2 protein-coding genes and 1 pseudogene are annotated in these 3,916 nt (G+C 76.0%); all 3 read right to left on the reverse strand.

Annotation, left to right across the window (positions count from 1 at the left end):
* Positions 1-1,084: pseudogene (locus tag RIF68_RS30220) on the reverse strand (hypothetical protein); the annotation flags it as partial.
* The gene (locus tag RIF68_RS30225) at positions 1,081-1,956 is read right to left on the reverse strand and encodes an FAD binding domain-containing protein (protein ID WP_309054458.1); all 876 of its coding nucleotides are present in this window, start codon (positions 1,954-1,956) and stop codon (positions 1,081-1,083) included. The pseudogene RIF68_RS30220 and the gene RIF68_RS30225, both read right to left, overlap by 4 nt.
* Before the next feature lie 258 nt (positions 1,957-2,214).
* Positions 2,215-3,861 carry a beta-N-acetylhexosaminidase gene (locus RIF68_RS30230; protein WP_309054459.1) on the reverse strand — a complete coding sequence of 549 codons (1,647 nt, stop codon included), beginning with the start codon at positions 3,859-3,861 and terminating at the stop codon, positions 2,215-2,217.
* Positions 3,862-3,916: the final 55 nt, after the last annotated feature.

A 3,916-nucleotide genomic window follows, 5' to 3' on the forward strand; every position in this document is an offset into this window, starting at 1 on the left:
GTCCGCGCTCGGGGAAGTCCTCGATCGGGACACCCTTGAGGGCGTCTCGCATGTACTCGGTCCACACCTGGATCGGGAACGAACACTGACCAGGCGCTGCCTGGTCAGCCGGGGCCTCCACGGGCGTCACATCGGCCGCGTGCGCCACCTCCGGCCCGGAGTCCGGGGACGTGCCGGCCGGGACCGGCTCCTCGGCCTGGTCGTCGGCGGTCGGGGCCTCGAAGGCCGGCGCCTCGGCGGCGGGGGCCTCCGGCTCCGCCCTGACCTCGGGTCCGGCCTCGGTGGCCGGGGCCGGTTCCTCGGCGGCCACGGGGGCCGCCGGCTCGTCCGTCACGGGCGTCTGCGCGCCCGCCGGGGCCTCCGGCACCGCCCAGGGCGCCGCTGCGCCGCCCGGGAGGGTCGGCGGGGCCTCGGCGTACGACACGGGGGCGCTGGGCACCTCGAACTGCCACTGACCCGTCGCACCCGCGCCCGCTTCGGGCGACGCGTCGAACCGCCACTCGGCGGTCGCCTGCGGGTCCTCGGCACCCGGCTGCTCCCCGCCGGTCTCGTGCCGCTCCCCGGCGCCGTACCGCTCGGCCTGCTCCGTCCGCGCGAAGTACTCGACCCCACCACCGGCCTGGGCGGGCACGTACGGCTGCTCGCCGTACGGATCGGACTGCGCGTACGCGTCGGTCCGCCCGTACGGCTCGGCGTGACCGTAGGGCGCGGTCTGTCCGTACGGCGTGAAGGGGCCGGCCTGCTGCTCCGCCCACGTGTCCGCGGCCGAGGGGTCCGAAGCCGGCTCGGGCGGCGTCTGCGCGCGCATCTGCTGCTGGTACGCCGGGAGGGGCTGGAGCGGCGTGATCATCGGCGGTACGTAGCCGTGGCCGGGGGCCTCCAGCGGAATGCCGTCCAGCATGAACTCGGGCGGGAGCTGCACGAAGGCGGTCGCGTCGCCGTCGTACCCCTCGCTCTGCGGGATCGGCTGCCACGCGCCCGGGTTGCCGGCCTGCTGCCCGTGCGGCTCCGGCTGCTCGGACCGCTGTTCATGGTGGCCGTGCCGCTGCCCGTACTGCTGCTCGTTGCGATCGGTGCCGCTCACGCGAGTGCCCTCCCCAGTGCCCGTCGGGCGAGTGCGGCGACGGTGCGCCGCAGGTGCAGTACGGCCGGGGGCAACTGTTCGTCGCCCTGCGGGTCCGGGATGCAGGCGGCGGCGACGTACTCGCCGAACGCCGCCAGCGCCTCCGGGGCCAGCCCGCGCGCGTTGTCCCAGTCGACCAGGGACGCGATCCAGCGCTCGGCCTCCAGGGGGCGCAGCGGCATGGGCGCGACGGCGCCGACCGCGCAGCGCACTCCGCGCCGGGCCGGGTCCAGGACGACGGCGACCGAGGCGGTGGCGCGGGCCGGTCCGGTGCGGCCGGTGGCCTTCAGGAAGACCTGGGGGGCGTGCAGCAGCGGCACGCGGACGAAGGCCACCAGCTCGCCGGGGGCCAGCAGGTCGCGGCCGGCGAGGAGGTGGGAGACGGGGATCTCGCGCTCGCCGAGGGGGCCCACGACGACGAGGTCGGCCTCCAGCGCGGCGAGGACGGGCAGCGAGTCGCCGGTCGGCGAGGCGGTGACCACGTTGCCGCCGAGGGTGCCCGCGTTGCGGATCTGCGGCGGGCCGGCGGCGCGCGCGGCGGCGGCGAGGGCGGGGATGAGCGCGGCGAAGTCGGGGCGGCCCATGCGGGCGTGGGTGAGGCCGGCACCGAGGAGGGCGTGGCCGTCCTGGTACTGCCAGCCGCGGATCTCGTTGATGCGGCCGAGGCCGACGAGTCCGGCGGGACGGAGCTGACCTCGGTTGACGGCGGCCATCAGGTCGGTGCCGCCCGCCACCGGCACGGCGGCGGGCATGGCGGTGAGCGCCGCCACGGCCTCGTCGAGCGAGACGGGCAGCGTCACGGACTGCGCCGTCTGTGGTGCGTGCGTGGTCAACCCGCTGCCCCTTCCCGGTGTCCCGGTGGTCCCCGACTGTGCCCGGCCCTCGCGCCTGCGTGTGGGCGTACCGTACGTGCTCACAGGCCGGACGGGGCAACTCTGGCACATCTTCCGAGCCGTCCGGCGCGAGGGTCCACGAAGGACTGTTCCGTCCGCGACGTCCCGGGAGTGACGGTAACTTCCGTTTCGCCGCTCTTGGGTGAGGTGGGGAGGCGAGGTCGCTCACACCGCGCCGGCGGGGGCCCGGGGCGGGTGTCAGGCGTGCGGGGGCGGTCCCTCCAGCGGGCGGCCGGGGACTCCCGGACGGCGCTGCCACGGGTGGGGGCCGGCGGGCGGGCGGTAGTCGACGCCGAGGGCGTCGAGGCGCCGGTAGTGGGTCTCCATGCGCCGGGTGAAGTCCGCGTGGTCGCGGTCGGCGGGGGCGGGGAGCGCGGACCAGACGACCTCGGCGAAGGCGGCGAGGCGCGGGTACACCTGGTAGTCGACGCGGGCGCGGTTCTCCATGACCTCGGTCCAGACGTTGGCCTGGGCGCCGAGGACGCGGGCGGCGGCCGCGGCGGAGAGGCCGGGCGGGACGGGTTCGAAGCGGTGGACGTCCTCCAGGGTGCGGACGTACCCGATGGGCATCGGCTCGTCCTCGCCCGGGGCCTGACGGTGGTCCAGGTAGACGTGCTGCTCGGGGCACATGACGACGTCGTGGCCGGCCTCGGCGGCGGCGATCCCGCCCGCGTACCCCCGCCAGGACGACACGGCGGCGCCCTCCGCCAGGCCGCCCTCCAGGATCTCGTCCCAGCCGATGAGGCGGCGGCCCCGGGCGGTGAGCCAGCGGTCGAAGTGGCGGACGAACCACGACTGGAGCCCGTCCTCGTCGCCGACGCCGAGTTCGGTGATGCGGGCCTGCGCGGTGGGGGAGGCCTTCCACTGGTCCTTGGGGCACTCGTCGCCGCCGATGTGCACGAACGGCGAGGTCTCCGCCGGGAAGAGGTCGAGGATCTCCTCGAGGACGCCCTCGTAGAAGCGGAGGACGGCCTCCGTGGGGGCGAGGACGTTGGGGTTGACGCCCCAGGTGTCCCAGACGGTCAGGGCGGTGGTGTCGACGACGTCGGTGTTGCCCAGTTCGGGGTACGCGGCGATGGCGGCCTGCGAGTGGCCGGGGAGGTCGATCTCCGGGACGACGGTGATGTGCCGGTCGGCGGCGTAGGCGACGATCTCGCGGATGTCGTCCTGGGTGTAGAAGCCGCCGTGCGGGGTGTCGTTCCAGTAGGGGGAGGCCCGGTGGCCCCACTTGGTACGGCTCCGCCACGCCCCGACCTCGGTGAGGCGCGGGTGGCGCCGGATCTCGACGCGCCAGCCCTGGTCGTCGGTGAGGTGGAGGTGGAGGACGTTCAGCTTGTGCGCGGCGAGCAGGTCGAGCTGGCGCAGGACGTCGTCCTTCGGCATGAAGTGGCGGGCCACGTCGAGCATGAGGCCGCGCCAGGCGAAGCGCGGGGCGTCCTCGACGGTGCGCTCCGCGAGGGCGGGCGGGGGGCCGGCGGTCAGGGGAGCGCGCCGGAAGGCTCCGGGGCCGAGGAGCTGGCGGAGGGTCTGGGCGCCCCAGAAGACGCCGGCGGGACCGCCGCCGGTGATCTCGACGGTGCCGCTCGCCGCCGAGACGCGCAGCCGGTACGCCTCCGGGGCGAGTGCGCCGTCGAGCCGGAGGCGGATGCCGGTGGCGGCCGGGCCGCCGTCGGCGGGCGGCGGGCGCAGGGGGAGGCGGAAGGCGGCGCCGAGGGTCGCGCGGAGCCAGCGTTCGGTGGTTCCGGTCCCGGGGGCGGCGTCCAGGGTCGTACGGCCGTCGAGGCGGAGGGTGCGGGTGCGGTCGTCCGGCCCCTCCACACGCAGGGGGGCCGGGACCAGGTCCATCGGGTCGGGGTTCACGCGTCAGTCCTTCACCGCGCCGCCCAGTCCGGAGACCAGT

Source organism: Streptomyces sp. (assembly GCF_031178505.1).
In the GTDB taxonomy this organism is placed as follows: Bacteria; Actinomycetota; Actinomycetes; order Streptomycetales; family Streptomycetaceae; genus Streptomyces; species Streptomyces gulbargensis.